The sequence below is a fragment of the Streptomyces capoamus genome (genome assembly GCF_014654935.1).
GTDB lineage: Bacteria > Actinomycetota > Actinomycetes > Streptomycetales > Streptomycetaceae > Streptomyces > Streptomyces capoamus.
In genome coordinates this window covers 21,218-22,798 of record NZ_BNBF01000046.1, presented here as the reverse complement: position 1 = coordinate 22,798, position 1,581 = coordinate 21,218, and the positions used below count along the sequence as shown (strand labels likewise).

The window sequence follows — 1,581 nt, the reverse complement described above, 5'->3', positions numbered from 1 at the left end:
GGGGCGGCGGCCTGGCCGGTACCGCAGCCGGCGGCGAACGCGCCGCCGGCGACGAGCCCGGCGCCGGCGCGCAGCACATCTCGGCGGGGGGTGGAGGTCACCCGCACCATTTAAGGATGAGTTGGTAAGAAAACCGGCGATTAGCCCGCATCCGGGTGACTTCGGGTCGTCTGCCCGCAGCCCGCTACCGGTCCGCGACCCGCATCTCGAACCAGGTCGTCTTGCCGCGCGGCAGCAGGTCGACGCCCCACCGGTCGGAGAGCTTGTCCACCAGGAACAGTCCGCGTCCGCTGACGTCGAGTTCCTGGACCGGCATCAGACAGGGCAGGCCGCGCGAGGGGTCGCGGACCTCCACCCGGATCCATCCGGTACGGCGGCGCATCCGCAGGCCGAAGACCCGGGCGCCGGTGTGCCGCACGGCGTTGCCGACGAGTTCCGACACGAGCAGGACCGCGTCCTCGGCGAGCTTGGGGCTGAGCCGCCAGGTGCGCAGGACGACGACCTGGGCGAGGCGGCGGGCGGTGGCGGCGGACTCGGGGCGGGACGGCAGCGGTACCTCCGCCTCCGTCGGGTTGCCGAACAGTTCGATCGCCTTGAGCGCCTGTTCGTCCTCGACCGCGGGCGACCAGCGCGCCGCGGCTGCACGGCTGTGTCCCCGCGGCTGTTCGATGCCCTCCAGCCCCGCCATGCCCCCATGATGGCCGTCCGGAGGCGACTTGGGGGCCGTTCCGGAGGAATACGCCCCCCGTGCGCCCCCGCCCTGCACCCGCCTCCTGGCATATGCCGTAGGCATGGAAGTCTCCGACGTAGCCGGCCTGACCTGCGGGGACGGCCCGATTCAGCACGAGCGGCGGGCCCCCACGACACGGCAGACTTAAGGTTGCCTTAAGGCTCCGGTAAACCGCCCCATCGGGGGACCCGCCGAGGGCGGCACGTCAACTACCCCTCCCGCGGGGGGAGTCGGCGGGCGTGCGCGCCGTTGGCGGTCAGACGAACTTGGCCTTGCCCGGCCCCTCCTCCACGAAGCTGCGCATGCCCCGCTCGCGGTCCTCGGTGGCGAACAGGCCCGCGAACCAGTTCCGTTCGACGGCGAGGCCGGTGTCGATGTCCGTCTCCAGGCCGGTGTCGACCGACTCCTTGGCCGCGCGCAGCGCGAGCGCCGGGCCCTGGGCGAGCCTCGCGGCCCAGGCGTGCGCCTGCTCGTACACCTCGGCGGCCGGGACGACCCGGTCCACCAGGCCGATGGCGAGAGCCTCGTCGGCCTTGACCTGACGGCCGGTGAAGATCAGGTCCTTCGCCTTGGAGGGGCCGATCAGCCGGGGCAGCCGCTGGGTCCCGCCGGCGCCCGGGATCAGCCCCAGCAGGATCTCGGGCTGGCCGAGCTTGGCGTTGTCGGCGGCGATGCGGTAGTCGGCGCACAGGGCCAGTTCGCAGCCGCCGCCGAGGGCGTACCCGGTGACGGCGGCGACGACCGGCTTGGGGATGCGGGCCACGGCGGTGAAGGCGTCCTGCAGGCCGCGGGAGCGGCGGACCATCGCGGGATGGTCCATGTTCTGCATCTCCTTGATGTCCGCGCCCGCC

2 protein-coding genes are annotated in these 1,581 nt (G+C 73.0%); both read right to left on the bottom strand.

The annotated features are described in order from the left end of the window. Nucleotides 1-184: 184 nt before the first annotated feature. Nucleotides 185-688 carry an ATP-binding protein gene (locus tag IE312_RS36985; RefSeq protein WP_053711786.1) on the bottom strand — a complete coding sequence of 168 codons (504 nt, stop codon included), beginning with the start codon at nt 686-688 and terminating at the stop codon, nt 185-187. 298 nt (nt 689-986) lie between these two features. After that, nucleotides 987-1,581: enoyl-CoA hydratase/isomerase family protein (locus IE312_RS36980; RefSeq protein WP_229900895.1), on the bottom strand; the 595-nt coding region annotated here is incomplete at its 5' end.